This window comes from Sorangium sp. So ce406 (assembly GCF_051474675.1).
Lineage (GTDB): Bacteria > Myxococcota_A > Polyangia > Polyangiales > Polyangiaceae > Sorangium > Sorangium cellulosum_G.
Map to the genome: position 1 here is coordinate 2,807,061 of NZ_CP150340.1, position 15,440 is coordinate 2,822,500.

Sequence of the window (15,440 nt, forward strand, 5' to 3'; positions counted from 1 at the left end):
CGAGGCTGAGCGGAGCCTAATGCGACTCCGCCACGGGCACCAGCGCGAATCGACAGCGCCGGCGGCGGCGCGCTCGCGTGGTCCTCTGTGAAGACATCATGACGGCGCGCGGCGCGCCGGAGCGCACGTGAGGCGGACGGGCCAGGGCCGCCCCGGCGCGCGCCCAGCGCGACATCGGCGGGTCCGCGCCCGGCGCGCGGCCGCTCCGGCGAGGGCAGCCCATTATCGTCGCCGAGGCTCCCGCGCGGCGCGGGCGACGCGGGCGACGCGAGCGACCCACGGCCGCCGGCGGCGCCTCGGAGCACCCGGATTTCGCGCGCCGGCGAGGATTGCGCTTGACAACCTGCACGGAGGTCCCGCTTTTATGCGTCGATTGCCCCCAGCCGTGAACCGAGGACTCATGAACGACCCCCTTCTCAAGCAGTCGATCCTCCGCCGGACGGGCCGCGTGTCCGCGCTCGGGCTCGGCGCGCTCGGCCTGCTCGCGCTGAGCGCCGGATGCGCGACGTCGCAAGGCCCCGGAGCGGAGGCCGCCCCTTCCGGCGCGAGCCCCGGCGCTGGCGCGGGCGCCGAGCCCGCGCAGACCAACCTGCTCAAGGCCTCCGACTTCGACGACAACAAGAGCCTGCCGTGGACCACGTCGTTCACGGCGCCGGGCGCCGGCAGCGCCGAGGTGAAGAATGGCGCCTATTGCGTGACGGTGACGAACAAGGGGTCCAACAACTGGGACGCCCAGTTCCGCCACCGGGAGATGGTGATCCAGAAAGGGCACAGCTACACCCTCCAGTACAAGGCCTGGGCGTCCTCGCCCACGAAGGCGCGCCCGAAGGTCGGCATGGCCGGGCCGCCGTATGAGGAATACTGGTCCGACACCGTGGTGCTCGAGACCTCGCCGAAGACCTACACCGGGAAGTTCTCGATGGCGAAGGCCGACGATCCCACGGCGGAGCTCGCCTTCCACATCGGCGGCGAGATGGCGTCCGCCAAGGAGCCGTTCGAGGTCTGCATCGACGACATCCGCCTCGATGATCCGGAGTTCCGGTCCAGCGCGCCCGCGGGCGACGCGGCGGCGGCGCCGAAGATCGCCGTCAATCAGGTCGGGTATCTGCCGGGCGCGGCCAAGATCGCGAGCGTGAGCAATGAGGCGACCGCGCCGCTCGCGTGGGAGCTGCTCGACGCCTCCGGCAAGGCGGTCTCGCGCGGCCAGACCAGGGTGTTCGGCAAGGACGGCGCGTCCGGCGATCACGTCCACCTGATCGACTTCACGGCCTTCAACGCGCCGGGCCAGGGCTACGTGCTCAAGGTGGGTGACGAGAAGAGCTTCCCGTTCGACATCGGGGCCGGCATCTACCAGAAGCTCAAGTACGACGCGCTCGCGTACTTCTACCACAACCGGAGCGGCATCGAGATCAAGATGCCGTATGCAGGCAAGCCCGAGCTCGCGCGCCCCGCCGGGCACCTCCAGGACAAGAGCACGAAGTGCCTCCAGGGCAGCGGCTGCGACTATGCGCTCGACGCGTCCCGCGGCTGGTACGACGCCGGCGATCACGGCAAGTACGTGGTCAACGGCGGCATCTCGGTGTGGACGCTGCTCAACTGGTACGAGCGCACGAAGCACCTCGGCGCCTCGAGCGCCGATTTCGCGGACGGCAAGCTGAGCATCCCCGAAGGCAAGAACGGCGTGCCCGACCTCCTCGACGAGGCGCGCTGGGAGCTCGAGTTCCTGATGGGCATGCAGGTGCCGGAAGGCAAGCCGCTCGCCGGCATGGTCCACCACAAGATGCACGACGAGTCGTGGACGGGCCTCGGCCTCGCGCCGCACGAGGACAAGCTCGCGCGCTTCCTCCACAAGCCGAGCACCGCGGCGACGCTCAACGTCGCGGCCACGGGGGCGCAGTGCGCGCGCATCTGGAAGACGGTGGACGCGGCGTTCTCGGCGAGGTGCCTGAAGGCCGCCGAGCGCGCCTGGGCCGCGGCGAAGCAGAATCCGGCGCTCTACGCGCCTCCCGGCGGCGACAAGGGCGGCGGGCCCTACGACGACACGGACGCCAAGGACGAGTTCTACTGGGCCGCGGCCGAGCTCTTCGTCACGACGGGGAAGCCGGAGTACAAGAAGTTCCTGCAGGCCTCGCCGCTCAACGCGCGTTTCCCGACGGAGGTCGAAGGGGGAGCGGCGTCGATGAACTGGCGGGTCACCGACGCGCTCGGCCAGATCTCGATGGCGATCGTGCCAGGCCACGTGGACGCGGCGTGGCAGAAGGAGATCCGCGGCCGCATCGCGAAGGCGGCCGACCAGTACCTCGCCATCGCCGACAAGGAGGGGTACCGGACGCTCATCGCTCGGACGGCTGAAGGCAAGTACGACTGGGGCTCGAACTCGGGCGTGCTGAACAACATGCTCGTGGTGGCGCTCGCCCACGACTTCACCAAGCAGCCGAAGTACCTCGACGGCGTGGTGCTGGGCATGGACTACCTCCTCGGGCGCAACCCGCTCGGGCAGTCGTACGTGACCGGCTACGGCGACAAGCCGCTCGAGAACCCGCACCACCGCTTCTGGTCGCACCAGGCGAACAGCAAGTATCCCAAGGCGCCGCCCGGCGCCGTGTCCGGCGGCCCGAACTCGTCGCTCCAGGATCCCCATGTCCAGAGCGCCGGCCTGAAGGGGTGCGTCGCCCAGCGGTGCTTCGTGGATCACATCGAGGCGTGGAGCGTCAACGAGATCACGATCAACTGGAACGCGCCGTTCGCGTGGGTGACGGCCTTCCTCGACGAGAAGGCGAAGAAGTAGCGTCGCCGAGCGCGGGGGCGGGCGCTCCGGAGCGCGGGGGGGGCTCCGGAGCGCGGCCCCGCCGGTCCAGACCAGAGGCTGGAGAGATCGCGCCGGCCGACCGTTCGACGCCGGCCGCCGCGGCCGGCTCGCCGGCCACCCTGAGCCGCGCCGTCAACCTCGAGGAGGCGCGCGCGGAGGAACTCGCCCCCGCGGGCCGACCGCGGCACGTGGCGGGGCTGCGCTACCCTCTCCGCATGAGCGCACCGTCGGTTCCTCGCCTGCGCGCCGTGGACCTGAACCTGCTCACGGTGCTGGACGTCGTGCTCGTCGAGCGGAATGTGACGCGGGCCGCCGAGCGCCTCGGCATGACCCAGCCAGCCGTGAGCAGCGCTCTGGCCCGGCTGCGGCTCCTGTTCGACGACGATCTCTTCGTGCGTTGCGGCAAGGAGATGGCTCCAACGCCGCGCGCTCTCTCGCTCGCCGGCCCGATCCGGGAGGCGCTCGACCTCATCCAGGCCTCGCTCGCTCAGCCTGACGCCTTCGACTACACGGCGAGCCACACCTTCAAGCTGGGGATCAGCGACATCGGAGAGGCCGTCCTCTTGCCTCGGTTTCTGCGGCGGCTCGAGCAGCTCGGCGCTCGCGTCCGGATCGAGATCTGCCGCGAGCCTGGGGCCTTGCTGCAGAATGAAATGCGGCTCGGCAAGGTCGATCTCGTCCTGGATCATGTCGTCATCTCGGGCGAGGGGTTCCGGCGAGAGCGCGTGCTCGACGTCGAGCTCGTCCCGCTGGTACGCCAGGATCATCCGACCGTGGGGCCATCGTTGACGGTCGACGAGTACATGGCGCTAGAGCACGTCATCCTGGAGCCGCGCGAGGGCCAGACCGACCTGGCAGAGCATACCCAGGCCGTCGTGGGGCGCTCGCGGCGCGTGCAGGTGCAGGTCCCCCATTATCTATCGATGCCGTTCATCGTCTCGCAGTCGAACCTCGTCTGCACGCTGCCGCTCCCCCTGGCACGGCTGTTCGAGCAGCACTTCCCGGTCCGGGTGGTGAGCTGTCCGCTGCCCATCCACCCGATCCCGCTGTTCATGATGTGGCACGTATGTCAGGAGGCCGACCCGGCCCATCAGTGGCTCCGGCGATCCCTCGTCGATCTCTGCAGCCGCGTCTGACCTGTCTTCGGCGGGCGGGCTGGTTCAGGAGGAGGCGCGCGACCCCGGATTCAGCGGAGTATCCGCGCTGGTCATCTGACTCATACCGTTTCTTGATTGGGTTTTCGTGGTTCGCCGCCCATGAAATCCGCGCGCTCAGGGCTGCACGAGCAAGCGGCGGCCCAGCGAAGAGCGACCCGAGCTCGCGGCCAGGTGTCGCGGGCCTGGGTGGCCATCCACACGGAGAGAACACATCATGTTCGGATTTTCATTCGTCCGCCGAAAGCGCGGTCGAGGCGGGACGCTCCATGTCCTGGGCAGCGAGCACGCGGCGACCATCGAGCCCGGAGAGACGCTGCTCAGCGCCGCCGCGCGCGCGAACATCCCCTTCCCACGGATGTGCAACGTGGGCGAGTGCGGTACTTGCAAGTGCCGACTCACCAAGGGGCATGTCCGCCTCAAAAAGGACATCTCTCGTCACGTCACGCCCGAGGAGCTCTCTGCCGGTTTCGTCCTCGCCTGCCAGAGCCTGGCCGAGTCGGAGGACGTGGCGGTCGAGCTGCCGGGCATCGGCCGCGAGCGCTCGGCGAGCCCTGCGCCGGTGCAGACTGACGCGAGCATCACGCGCGTGACGCCGCTCGCGCACGGCGTCCTCGCGCTCGAGGTCGGCCTCGCCGCGGAGATCCGCTACGTGGCCGGGCAGTATGCGCAGCTCACATCGCCCGGCGTCCCGGGGCTCGACGAGCCGCGCTGCTACTCGTTCGCCGAGGCACCGGCGCGGGCCTCGCCGCGAAGGGCGCTCTTCCATATCCGCCACGTCCCGGGCGGCGCCTTCACCGATTGGCTCTTCGCCGCCGATCGCACGGGCTCGCGCCTCTGCTTCTCGGGGCCACACGGCGGCTTCCGCTACCACGAGGCCGGGCGGCCGCTCCTGTGTGTGGCAGGAGGCACCGGCCTCTCGCCGATCAGCGCGATCCTCGAGCAAGGGATCTCGGACGGGCTCGCGCGCGACGTGACGCTGGTCGTCGGCGCGCGCGCCCAGCAGGACCTCTACGCGCTCGACGCCATCGCCTCGATCGAGGCGCGATGGCGAGGGAGGTTCGCCTTCGTGCCCGTGCTCTCGCGAGAGCCCGAAGGCTCGAGCTGGACAGGGCGGAAGGGGCACGTCACGGACTACCTCCGTGAGGTCGCCGTGGCCCACGCCGATCGCGCGGCCTACCTGTGCGGTCCGCCCGGGATGATCGACGCCGCGCTCGACGTGCTGCGCGGCAGCATTCCGCCGGACCACGTGCATTACGACAAGTTCCTCGACCGTGGCTCGATCGCCCTCGCCACCTCGGCGGGCGCCCGAGCCCGGACGCGACGCTCGGAAGGAGAGTCATCATGCTCGGAAGCGCTCTGATCGCCTTCGCGCTCATCGCGATCTTCGCCGCGCTGGAGCTCGCGTTCGGCCTGTACCGGCGCCCCGGCGTGCTCACGATGCGGGAGCTCGGCGCGAGCCTCGTGAGTCTCGGTAACTTCCTGCTGGTACGCGGCGTATCCTTCGCCGCCTTGATCTGGGCGTTCAAGGCGCTCTGGCCGCGCGCCGAGGGGGCGCTCGCGGGCGTGAGCTTCTGGCTCGCCTTCCCGATCTACGTGTTCGTCGACGAGTACGCGGTATACTGGTTCCACCGCAAGAGCCATGAATGGCCGTGGCTGTGGCGTATCCACAAACCGCACCATGTCCCGCACAACATGAACATCGGCGTCGCATACCGGCAAAACTGGCTGTGGCATGCGCTGGTTCCGGGCGCGTGGTTGGGCCCGGCCGTCATCTGGCTCGGCCAGCCTGGTGCCTACGCGGCTGGATTGGCCTTCAGGACTCTGATGGTGTTGATGGAGCACTCCGATCTCCGCTGGGATCTGCCGCTCCAGCGCAACCGCTTCACGCGTCCTTTCATGTGGGTGATCGAGCGTGTCATCTCGCTGCCCGACACCCACCATGTCCACCACGGCGTCGGTCGGTACGGAAATGCCATGAAGAACTATGGCGTCGCCCTCATCTGCTTCGATGTGATCCATGGCACGCTGATGATCCCGCACGCGCGGCAGGAGGGCTTCGGGCTACCCGACGACGCGCCGGTCGAGCCCTGGCCTGAGCAGCTCTTCTGGCCGTTCGTGCGCTCGACGCGCTCGACGAAGGAGGCGGCTCATCGCCCGTCGATCGGGCCCACGCCGCCGGCTGCCGCGCTCGCCGCGGCAGAGGCGGTGATTTACACCGCGGATGGCCGCGCTGTCGTGGTGAGGTGAGCCGTGTTTGCCAGGCACCGTTGTTGATGCCGAGGGTGCGCCTGGGCGCTGCTCAACGCAGGATATTGCGTGGCTGGGCGTTGAACATCCAGGTTCGGTCCATCGTGGGCATCTTGTGGACGGCCCCGTCGATCCGGCCGATTGGTTCGCTCAGCTCGGGAGATGACAAGGGGCTTTATTGAAGCACGCCGAAGCGCGTCTTCAGGCCTTCGAGGCCCTTGGAGATCATGGTATTGACCGTTGCGTCGATGAACGGGGTACCCGCGCCCTTGAGCCGATAGCTCACCCGCCACTCCACCGTGCAGCCCGCGCCATTGTCCCTGACATGGATGACCCCCACGTAATCCGAGGCTGGCAAGCCGCACACCATCGTGTACCGCATGAGCCGCCGGGCGTCGTCGAGCCCCTCTAGCCGTTCGACGACTTCAGATCCGTCCGTCATGAGGCTCTTCCGCAGCTGGCCGACCCCGCTCCCGACCGTCTCCAACCGCACGACCAACGGGTGCCAGTCCATCAGCCCGTCGAAGCGCCCGATCACCTTCCAGACTTCCTTGCTGCCGGCGGCGAGGTTGACTGCGCGGGTGATCTCGATCGGCGTCACGTTGGGCGGCTGCACGTAGGGGAACGTCTTGCCTCCCGGCTGCGTGGCGCCCCTGGCCCCGCCGTGGAGCATAGGCCCTCTGCCACGGTTGACCTCGTACGAGATGAAGATGTTCATGATATTGGCGTCGAGGGTCCTGCCCCCGCCCGTGGCGTACTTCCTCCCCTCGAGCGTGCTGTGCTCGATCTCTCGATGGCTGTCGTCGGTGGTCGGCTTGGTCACATCAATCAGGAGAAAATCGTCCAGGAGCACGGTCACCAGGGCTCGGCGCCCGGCCTCTGTCCAATCGACCTTACCGTCCCGCCTGTCCCAGATATCGAGCGAGAGGAGCAGACGATCTCTGTATAGCGGCAGGCGCTTCGGGTCGACCGCGAACGAGTCCTCCTGATTCCACAGGTCCCGCAGGTCGGTCTCGCCATCGATGAGCATGTGGAGGTTGGTCACCTCGGGCCGTCCGATCCGGTCGATCCGCGGGACGTTGCCCGCGAACACCCCCCGTGGAGCGCGGGGCGTTGTCTTTGCGATCACCCCGAACAGCGATCCCTTGCGCGGCTCGAGCACCTTGGTCGTGTCGAGCTCGATGACGATGCTCAGGACGTTGTTGTCCTGGAGGACGTTGGGGATGGCCTTCGGCATCCTGTTGCGGGGCGGCCACTCCCAGCCGGAAAAGAAGGGGTCCGACCTCAGCCCGGCGAAGACACGGAAGACGCCATCGGGCGTGGCGGCGCCTCGCTCGTCGCCGACGACCAGCGGCAAGGTCCTCCCGCCAGGCAACGTGCACGCCCCGCTCTGGCGCGGTTTGCCGCCGCTCGTCGAGGCCTCGAGCGATCCGAACTTGCAGGTGAACTGCAGCTCCTCCTTGGCGGCCTGAAAGCGGGCTTCGTTCCCCGATCCGGCGACCCGGACGCGGCGCATCGCGATGATGTAGTTCACGGCGTCGGAGAAGAACGCGGAGTCGCCCGCGATCGGGAACACGTCGGCGATGAGCACCGTGCGGTCGGCGCGCTCCGGGCTCTGAAAGGCGTAGAGATCGGTCAGGTCCGCCGCCGGATCCCCGATGGCTCGCGGCCCGTCGAGGTGATCCGACGCGGCGGCCGGGAGACCGCCAAGGGGCCCGAGAACCAGGATCCCGAGCAGGAGACCGAGGAGCGGCGTGACCGTATTCCCCCGGCGGCGGGCGACCGCTTCACTCGATGTGGGCCTATGGCACATGGGGGTTCTTCTCCGCCGGGTGCCCGGTTCTCGCGCGCGAGAGAGGAGACACCTGAAAGGCCTTCGTGTTCCCCAGGCGCGCCCGGGCCTCGGCGAGCAGACTGGCGGCGAGTCGTCGATCACCGATGCGGACGGCGGCCTCGTGGGCCAGCTCGAAGGCGCGGAGCGTCGGCCGGTTGGCCAGGTTGCGGCGAGCCAGCGACAGCGCCTTGAGCGCGTCATTGCCGTCACCGAGGTAGAATTCGGCGGCGTGATCAGCGAAGGCGAGCTCGTGCCGCGCGAGGAGCCGATCGTAGGAGGCCCTGGCCCCGAGCAACTGTTCCTGCGCTTCCCGAGCGCGGCCCTGCTCCTTCAGGACCTGCGCGAGGCGCCATCTGGACTCCGGGTCGCCGCGCCGTGCCCCGGCTGTGAGGAGGGCCTCCGCCTTGGCGAGAGCCCCGCGCCTTGCGTAGAGCTCGGCGAGGTGGACGCGCGCCGGAACGTAGGCTGGCAAGTACGCCAGCGCCATTTCGTAATAGCGCCGCGCTCTCTCGGGCTGCGGCGCGGGCATGCGCTCGCCCCAGAGCACCCCGCGCTGGAAGCAGACCCACGCCGGCGGAAACGGGGAGACATCGCGGTACTGGGCGAGCGCCCGTGCATACAAACGGTCCGCCTCCTCGTACTCGCCGAGGTCCACGAGCAAGGCCGCGAGGGGAAGGAGCTCGTCGATGCCGGCGATGGTCTGCGCCCTTCTGCGACGCACAGCCAATACCTCCGCCAAACCCTTGCCGGTCGCTTGCTGGATCGAGAGCCGCACCGGCTCGGTCACGGCCGCCTGGACGCCGCGGCGCCCGGCCTGGCGGAGGTCGGCTTCGGCCTCCTCGAATCGATGCAAGTACGCCGCGATCCTCGCCGATAGCAGGTAGGTCTCGCCGGCTTCGGGCTCACGGCGACGGAGCTCTGCGGCCAGGTGATCGAGGCGATCCGGCGACTCCATGTCGCCCAGGAACTGCGCCTTCAACTGCTCGATCTGGACGATGCGATCCGGCGCGCCGTTCTTGCGGGTGAATCGGAGATAGTCGCTCCAGGCCGCGCGGAGCGAGCTCTCCAGATTGGAGACGGCGATGTCTCCGGACGTGGTCTGGAGGGTCGAGGCGCGTACCCCCGGCGCGATCCCGATCCCCGAGAAGAGCAACCCCAAGAAAAGGAGGGCGATTGGCCTGGTCGCGTGGGCTGGCATCGTCTGCCTCCTCGTGCACGTTCCGACGGCGATCGCGCCGTGCCGCCTCGTGGGCTCATCCATCCGCGAACATCCGCAAAACGCACGCCAGCATCATTGGTACGGCGGCGCACATCGGCGATGCCGTACTGAATGAATTCAGGCCGTCGACATGGTGCCTCTGGAAACACGGTCCGCGGTTCTCGGCGCCAGCGAGCCAGGCTTCACGGGCGGAGGCAGACGAGATGTTCAAGCCTATGTCTGGAGATCAGCGAGCCAGCGCAGGGCTCGGAGCCCCGGCATGAATGCGTACTCACCGCCCCTTGTCACGACGAACCGCGGCAATCCGTGGAGGCGCCGCGGGATCGGCCGCCGTGGAATCGTAAAGCCGCCGTCTCCCTCGTTCGATCCGGTGATGGGGTCCTTGGCGTTGCCCGCCCCGATGAAGACGCCGCTGTTGACCCACTCCGTTTGCACGAACTCGAACTGCCGCCCCGGGTGCGCTCCGATGAAGGCAAACATGAGCCCCCGATCGACGCCGTCGTCCTCCAGGACCCCTTCCGCGAGCGGAGGCCCATAGACCGTTCCGCGCCGGATCATCCGGTGCAGGCTGACCATTCCCGCCACACTCGAGTCTCGTGGGTTCACTCGCCGAATGTGTGATTCGAGGGGGGTTTTGAAGCCTGTCGGGTCGTCTCCATAGAGGAATGCGTTGTTGCGTCGCGGGTCGCCTCCCAGCTCGGGATTGTCGCTGGATGGGCTGAGCGCCAGGGGTGCGCCGCTCCGCCAGCGCCCCATCATCTTTGCCGCTAGAAGCTCCTCGTCCTCCGGGCTGAGAGAGTTCTCCTTCACGTATCGGCGGAACAGCGCCACGCGTTGGTACAGCTTACGAAAAGCCACGTACGTCCCGTTGCGACCCAGCGCCTCGGGCTGGGGCATCACGGTGCCGCCCAGCTCGTCCGGGTAGCCCAGGACGAATTCACCTGCCTTGTAAGGACGCTGCGCCGGGTTGGTCCCCGGAATGCCGCTGCCCTCGATCGCGGGATGGCTCATGCCGTCCCGGAACCCGAAGTGTTCCCTTGGACCGGGCAGCGCATAGCAATCCTGGCGCCAGATCAACGCAACTCCCGGCAACGCCTCGATCGCTGCTCGAGCGCGCTCGAGCGCCGCCTCCAGGCCGTGCGCGTCCGGCGACAGCGCAGTGATCACGACGTGGACGTCTGGAGTTCCGAGCGGTGCTTCCCAGTGCTCAGGGCTGCTATCGCCGGTGTCTCCCAGGTGGCGCGCGCGCGCCGCCATCCCCTGCTGGAACTCCCACGCGAAGCTGTCGAGCGACTCCTGCGGCACGCCGAGCGCCTTGAGGCCCTGGAAGGTGAGCGAGGCGCTCACCCAGGTGTCGGATTCCGGACTCTCGCGGTGGGCGGCCGAGGCCACCACATTGCTGAGCCGCCTCATCAACTCCCGCCCTGCCTTGGGGTCGTCGATGCGGAGCAAGAGGTACGTCGCCACGTACGGCGCAGGCCGTGGGCGCAAGACCCCGCTCTGTATGTCCTCCAGTTCGAGCAGGCCGCTGACTGACTCGGGCATCGATCTCCTCCATCGCGATTGCTTCTATTTTACCGCGGGGTTTCTCCAGAACGTCTCCAGGTCGATCGCGACGGGAACGGGAGCTCTGCTCCCTGTCTCGCGACCAGAGAGTGAGATCATTGCATCTGGTCGAGCATCGTGGAGAGAGCGCACTTGACCTTGAGCGCCTTGACCACCTCCACTCCGGTGGCGTCCGGGTACTCCGCGTATTCCATGAATGGCTGGGCTGCGTGCTCACGTGCGAACTTGGCGAACGAGGCAGGATTTTCCTTCCAGTCTACCGGAAAGCCTTCGAGTTGCTCGAATATCGTGTTGAGGCCTGCCTGTTTGAAGAGCAGCACCGCGTCCTCTACATACTTGTCGAAGTCCGTGTCGAAGAAGCCGATATAAAGAAACCACGTGGTGTCACCTTCCTTGTACATGGCCCAGCGCAGAAAATGGAGCGCGAGCGGAGCGAGCGCCTGGGGTTGCTCCTTTATCAGCTTTTCGACGGTCTTGCCGTATGCGCGGACCACATCCTCCCGTCCTGGTATGACCTTGGCGATGATCGTGAACCCGCGTGACCTGGGGAGCACCGTGCCGAATCTCCCTGCCTCTACCTCTTCGTCCGCTCTTGGCAGCGCTTCTGCAAGCGGTCGAATGTCGGCGCAACTCCGTGTCCGGTTCATATCATCTCGCTTTCGTGGCCGGTCGCTATTTCGTGCTAGAACGCTTCCCCCGGATGTGCATCATCTTCTGTTTCGCTATCCGCCGTGGCCGAACGGCTGGTTCGGGGAGCATCTCATGGCATACAACCCATACGTCGGGCGTCCTCTGAAGGATCTGCAGCTCACCGACGAGAAGCGCAAGAGCACGCGGTCCTCGCCGTCATCATGAACGTGAAATGCACGAACCAGGCGCACGCCGCGGAGAGCCTCGTCTCCCAGCCGAGCAGGAGGCCAGCCAGCGACAGCACGTAGAGGACACCCACTCCCGCGATCACCGAGCTCTCATCGACCCCGAAGCGCGATAATGCGTCCACGAGGTGGCCGATCCGGGGGAAACCGAGCGCGCCGGAGCCGTCGAGGAGCTGTCCCTGAACGATGCCCGAACGCGAGTACAGCTCGGAAGCGATCGGCGCGATCAGCGCCGCCTGCACCAAGAGGACTGACGCGAGCCCTATCCGGAGCGCTGCCAGGGGCCGCGCCGACGCGGGTGCGAACGCGAATCGCCTCATCGTGCCCCACAGGCGCGCGGATGCCTCTCTAGCGTTCGGCAGGCGCAGGATGTAGGTCCGCTGCCTCATCGCGTCGCCTCTTTGTCGATCTCGCCGGTGGCGAGCTGCGCCTTCATGTTGAACTTGGCCTGATATTCGACATACCAGCGCGGCTGCTTGCCCGCGCGATACTCCGCCATCGAGGGCAGCTCGTAGCTTTCGAGCCGGACGACGACGCTCTCCGCCCCTGGGTGCTTGGCGAACACCTTCGCTACCCAGGACGCGACCAGGGAGCGCCTCATGGCCGGGTCCTGCTCATCCCAGTACATACCGATGATGTTCTTGACGCGGAGGTCCGCTTCGCGGCTCGCTCCTGTCTCCAGCACCTCGGTCGTCAGCGTTCCCGCGCGATCCCGGACCTGGAAGGTGGCCCAGGGCAGGGGCCCGACGCTCGGAGCAAAGAAGGAATACGCGCTGCTGGCCCCGGAGAGCGCGCCATAATAGCCCACCGCACGCTCCACCCATCCTCCGTACGGCAAGCGCACATGCAGCACACCCAGCACGATCACCAGCCCGAGGTGGATCGCGGCAGCGGGAAGCACCAAGAGCGCGCGCTTTCCTATGTTTCCTGTATCGTCCATGGAGCTGACCCCCATGGATCCGTGTTGCGCGCGGCGTGCCATCCGCTTTCGCCACCCACGTTTCCAATGCATCGCCACCGGGCCGCAGCGCAGGCCGCGGTCGGACGGCGACGCTCGACGCGCGATGTCTCAGCGCAATCGCCCGTGATGCTCGGCTCCGCGCTCGGCAAAGCGGACGCGGCACTCCGTGATGGCGGCGCGCAGCCCCCTGACCATCACGGTAGGGTCCATACCAGTCCTGGCGCCGGAAGGGGCGATAGTATCCGGCAGCGGGTCGGTAGTATCCGGCAGCGGGCCGGTAATAGCCGGCAGCGGGCCGGTAGTAGCCGACAGCCGGCCGGATGGCGTAACGCTCGTTGTCGGGCGATGGTGGCGTTGCTGTTTCCTCGACGAGGTTCAGGCTGTCGATCGGCACCGTATCCGCCGCAGAAGCAAGCGCAGAGATCCCGCACAGTCCTGCGCTGACGGCGATGAATCCAAGAAGTTTCACATGGTTCATTTCGGCTCCTTCCCTCTTCGGTTGCGCCCGTGGGCGCGATGTTGCGCCCTTGACGATGCAGGATACAGGCCGAGTTCGACCGGTGCGGCGGGTGGCAGGATGCTGGTCGCAGCGCACATATCATCCCTGATATGTGCGTTGGTCACGTGAAGGTGCGCAATGCGTGACCGGTGTGCTGCGACACCGAGGCGCCAGCGGCATGACAGCGATTCATGGCAGTCAAGAACCTACCCCCGGCAGGGAGCGCGTTCGGGATCTTGGGAGACCATGTTCAGGAACAGCGGCCCCTCCTCGTTCGAGAGCTGCCCCGCAGGCCCGCGCGCGGAGCCGCACCTCACCATCACCCGGGGGGCCAGCGCAGGTGCGGAACGCGTGGAGCCTGACCTCGACCCCGGGCGCCGCGCCCCCTGGATCGTCGATCTCGTGGCGGCAGCCGCCCTCGTGGCGGCTGCCGCCCGCGTCCCACGCCGCCTCGCGCGGCCGCGACCAGAGCGCGAAGCCGCCGAGGAGCAGCACCGTGATCGAGCAGCCGCTCGCCTGGGTGCGGATCTGCCGCTCCCGGCGCTGCGTCGCATCGCGGGAGCTTGCCACGCTCGGAGTCCTTCACGTCGTCGTCGTCCGCGGCGACCGCCACGGTCCGGTCCGCGTCGTCGTCGTCCGCGACGAACGCGAGAGGTTGCGGAGGGGGCGCGGCATCGGGGGCTGCCTCCGGCGCGGCGAGCAGCGCGCGGAGGTCGACCGGGGGCGCGCCGTCAGTGAGCGCGAGGAGCGCCGCGAGCATCTCGTCCGCGTTGCCCGGAGCGCTGCGCCGGGCCCTTCGCGAGAGCCCTTCCGAAGAAGGCGTCGGCGCCCAGACCCGGGAAGTATCGAGGGCGACGCCGGCTTTGTCGCAGGTCCTGCTCGGCACCGACCGGCCCCAGTCCCGGCACGCGCCCGCGGTAAGCGCAGCCCCGCGGCCGCCCCGACCAGGCCCGAGGCCCTGCCGGGCGCCGGCCTCGACGGCGCCGTGCGGCGACGCCGTGCGCGGGGGCGCGCTTCGATGCGTCACCTGAAGAACTCGGAGGCGCGGGAGACCCGGGGGCGCGGGAGAAAGGCCATCCCAACCGCCCGTACACAGGGCTCAGGTCACCCGGGCAGCAAGGAGCAGCCGCACCTCGCTGCTCCCGCGCCGCGCTGCGCCACCCCGGCGGCGCCGGAAGGACCGCCAGCCCGCTCGGCTGTGCTCCGTGGCTCTTCCTCACCTACTGGGCCGAGCCTGTTCCGCGGGTGGCCTGCGGCACCGTGGTTGACACGCCGGTGTCAAGCATTAATCAGAACCAGCGACGGCGGCCGGGAGTGGCGCGCTGCGGTGCGGCCGCGCTGCGGTGCGGAGAGCATGGAGAGGACGGTGAACAGAACAAGCCGCTCGCTCTTCAGGTCGCTCGGTCTACTCGCTGCGTGTCGGCGCTCTCGAGCGAGCGCGTTGACACCTTCGCGGCCTGAGTATAAGGTGATCCTCGCGGATCGCGGCGCCGGCGAGCCGGCGGGCTGAAACAAAGAACTGTTCAGCTCGAAGCTTCCCGGCCCGGGATCTCAAGAGGTTCGAGATTCCAGAAAGGCGTGTCGCTCTTCTCGAAAGAGGAGGTTGACAGTCCCGCGACGGGATTCTAGAGTGCGTCCTCGCGAATCGGCGGAGCCGGAGAGCCCCCGAGAGCAACCGCAACGTACACACGAAGTACAAAGCGGAAGTTCGTAGCTCTCTCAACTGCCCGGTCGATCTCTCGAAAGAGAAGGTTGACAGCTTCGCGACGAGGAACTAGAGTCCTCGCCCCGCGGATCGGCGGAGTCGGAGAGCGCGTACAATCCGGGCGACCTGAGCAATTGGGTCTCTTCGGAGAGTCGGCGGCCTGGTGGTCAGATACCGGGCAGCCGAATGACAGGCCTCTCCTAGCTGTGGATCCGTTCGATGACCCTCGATGGCGGCGGTCGTCACGTCGGTCTCCTCGAAAGAGGAGGTTGACACCTTCGCGAAGGGAGCCTACATACGGCCCCCCGCGAATCGGCGGACTCGGAGAGCTGGCGGGTGAAAGCCCGCGCCTCTCTGGGCCGTTCGACGAGCGATCCACGGTAGAGGTGGACGGCGCGGCAGCCGGTCCCGCAAGGGAACAGCGCCGGGTCGACTCTCTCGACCGGAGATCGGTACGAACAAGGCAAGCAGCTCGCGCCAGCGGGCCACCTTGCCTGCTCGGTCCTTGAAAACTGGGTTGTGTGCCTACGAAGTGACGTGGGTTCAAAGGCGAGCGCAAGCTCGACCT

Annotated in this window: 11 protein-coding genes; 4 read left to right on the top strand and 7 right to left on the bottom strand. The window is 67.9% G+C overall.

Annotated features, from left to right (window positions below; translation table 11 throughout):
* Positions 1–400: 400 nt before the first annotated feature.
* From WME96_RS10550 to WME96_RS10565, 4 genes are all read left to right on the top strand, one after another.
* The gene (locus tag WME96_RS10550; RefSeq protein ID WP_437290018.1) at positions 401–2,788 is read left to right on the top strand and encodes a glycoside hydrolase family 9 protein; all 2,388 of its coding nucleotides are present in this window, start codon (positions 401–403) and stop codon (positions 2,786–2,788) included.
* A 236-nt stretch (positions 2,789–3,024) separates the two neighbouring features.
* Positions 3,025–3,945, top strand: a complete 921-nt coding sequence (locus WME96_RS10555; protein WP_437290019.1) for a LysR family transcriptional regulator — start codon at positions 3,025–3,027, stop codon at positions 3,943–3,945.
* Positions 3,946–4,180: 235 nt separating this feature from the next.
* Positions 4,181–5,326 (top strand): 2Fe-2S iron-sulfur cluster-binding protein, encoded by a 1,146-nt coding sequence (locus tag WME96_RS10560; RefSeq protein WP_437290020.1) that lies wholly within the window; start codon positions 4,181–4,183, stop codon positions 5,324–5,326.
* Positions 5,308–6,213: a sterol desaturase family protein gene (locus WME96_RS10565; protein ID WP_437290021.1), complete on the top strand. Its 906-nt coding sequence runs from the start codon at positions 5,308–5,310 to the stop codon at positions 6,211–6,213. The genes WME96_RS10560 and WME96_RS10565 overlap by 19 nt, the downstream gene beginning before the upstream one ends.
* 175 nt (positions 6,214–6,388) lie before the next feature.
* Here the strand turns inward: WME96_RS10565 and WME96_RS10570 are convergent, their stop codons facing one another.
* From WME96_RS10570 to WME96_RS10600, 7 genes are all read right to left on the bottom strand, one after another.
* The gene (locus tag WME96_RS10570) at positions 6,389–8,026 is read right to left on the bottom strand and encodes a DUF4331 family protein (protein WP_437290022.1); all 1,638 of its coding nucleotides are present in this window, start codon (positions 8,024–8,026) and stop codon (positions 6,389–6,391) included.
* On the bottom strand, positions 8,016–9,245 hold the full coding sequence (locus WME96_RS10575) for a tetratricopeptide repeat protein (RefSeq protein WP_437290023.1): 1,230 nt from the start codon (positions 9,243–9,245) through the stop codon (positions 8,016–8,018). Before WME96_RS10575 ends, WME96_RS10570 begins: the two co-directional genes overlap by 11 nt.
* Positions 9,246–9,479: 234 nt before the next feature.
* The gene (locus WME96_RS10580) at positions 9,480–10,811 is read right to left on the bottom strand and encodes a Dyp-type peroxidase (protein WP_437290024.1); all 1,332 of its coding nucleotides are present in this window, start codon (positions 10,809–10,811) and stop codon (positions 9,480–9,482) included.
* 116 nt (positions 10,812–10,927) lie between these two features.
* A complete protein-coding gene (locus WME96_RS10585) occupies positions 10,928–11,479 on the bottom strand; it encodes a hypothetical protein (protein ID WP_437290025.1) in 552 nt (183 codons plus the stop codon).
* Positions 11,480–11,640: 161 nt separating this feature from the next.
* Complete coding sequence (locus WME96_RS10590) at positions 11,641–12,096, bottom strand: hypothetical protein (protein ID WP_437290026.1); 456 nt, start codon at positions 12,094–12,096, stop codon at positions 11,641–11,643.
* The gene (locus tag WME96_RS10595; protein ID WP_437290027.1) at positions 12,093–12,647 is read right to left on the bottom strand and encodes a hypothetical protein; all 555 of its coding nucleotides are present in this window, start codon (positions 12,645–12,647) and stop codon (positions 12,093–12,095) included. Before WME96_RS10595 ends, WME96_RS10590 begins: the two co-directional genes overlap by 4 nt.
* 718 nt (positions 12,648–13,365) lie before the next feature.
* A complete protein-coding gene (locus tag WME96_RS10600; RefSeq protein ID WP_437290028.1) occupies positions 13,366–13,737 on the bottom strand; it encodes a hypothetical protein in 372 nt (123 codons plus the stop codon).
* Positions 13,738–15,440 lie beyond the last annotated feature (1,703 nt).

Excerpts from the sequence above, each read along its gene's own strand:
- WME96_RS10550 (WP_437290018.1), top strand. The coding sequence starts at position 401 with ATGAACGACCCCCTTCTCAAGCAGTCGATCCTCCGCCGGACGGGCCGC.
- WME96_RS10555 (WP_437290019.1), top strand. The coding sequence starts at position 3,025 with ATGAGCGCACCGTCGGTTCCTCGCCTGCGCGCCGTGGACCTGAACCTG.
- WME96_RS10560 (WP_437290020.1), top strand. The coding sequence starts at position 4,181 with ATGTTCGGATTTTCATTCGTCCGCCGAAAGCGCGGTCGAGGCGGGACG.
- WME96_RS10565 (WP_437290021.1), top strand. The coding sequence starts at position 5,308 with ATGCTCGGAAGCGCTCTGATCGCCTTCGCGCTCATCGCGATCTTCGCC.
- WME96_RS10570 (WP_437290022.1), bottom strand. The coding sequence starts at position 8,026 with ATGTGCCATAGGCCCACATCGAGTGAAGCGGTCGCCCGCCGCCGGGGG.
- WME96_RS10575 (WP_437290023.1), bottom strand. The coding sequence starts at position 9,245 with ATGCCAGCCCACGCGACCAGGCCAATCGCCCTCCTTTTCTTGGGGTTG.
- WME96_RS10580 (WP_437290024.1), bottom strand. The coding sequence starts at position 10,811 with ATGCCCGAGTCAGTCAGCGGCCTGCTCGAACTGGAGGACATACAGAGC.
- WME96_RS10585 (WP_437290025.1), bottom strand. The coding sequence starts at position 11,479 with ATGAACCGGACACGGAGTTGCGCCGACATTCGACCGCTTGCAGAAGCG.
- WME96_RS10590 (WP_437290026.1), bottom strand. The coding sequence starts at position 12,096 with ATGAGGCAGCGGACCTACATCCTGCGCCTGCCGAACGCTAGAGAGGCA.
- WME96_RS10595 (WP_437290027.1), bottom strand. The coding sequence starts at position 12,647 with ATGGACGATACAGGAAACATAGGAAAGCGCGCGCTCTTGGTGCTTCCC.